Origin of the sequence: Pseudomonas sp. SH10-3B, assembly GCF_019891415.1 — a bacterium.
In the GTDB taxonomy this organism is placed as follows: domain Bacteria; phylum Pseudomonadota; class Gammaproteobacteria; order Pseudomonadales; family Pseudomonadaceae; genus Aquipseudomonas.
Map to the genome: position 1 here is coordinate 1 of NZ_JAFLXD010000128.1, position 544 is coordinate 544.

The 544-nt window shown below is 60.3% G+C and carries 1 protein-coding gene; it reads right to left on the bottom strand.

Annotated elements, in window-relative coordinates:
* A partial coding sequence (locus J1G35_RS30645; protein WP_223016878.1) for an RHS domain-containing protein occupies positions 1-544 on the bottom strand: 544 nt, incomplete at both ends.

The window sequence follows — 544 nt, forward strand, 5'->3', positions numbered from 1 at the left end:
CCGCTTTCCTGATCGAAGTACTGCCCCTGAAAACGTAGCGGGTTGTCGATTTTGCCTTTGTCTAGACGGCTAATCTGGCCGTAGGCGCGGTAGTGGGCGGACCAGGCGATTTCGCCGTCGGGGGCGGTGAGTTCCTGCGGTGTGCCGAGGTGGTCGAGTTGGTAGTGGAAGGCTTTGGTGTTTTTTGGGCCGAAACCTTCCAGCAGCACCAACGGGCGAAAGCTGTCCGGTTCATAGAGATAGCTGCGATGGCGATCCGCATGGTGCTCAGCAATCAGCTTGTCGCCTTGCCAGAAAAACTCAGTGGTGATGCCATCGACGGTTTTGCTGATGCGCCGCCCAAACGGGTCATAGCGATAGCTCGCGGCTTGGCCGTTGGGTTGGGTGATTCCGATGAGGCGGTGCTGGCAGTCGTAGCGGTATTCGGTGATCAGCGCATGCCCACGGCCGCGTCGTTCACGGATCAGGTTCCCGAAGGCGTCATAGTCGTAGTGGCGGTCGCCCTGGATCATCAGGCGGTTGCCGGCGACGATGTCGGGGCCGG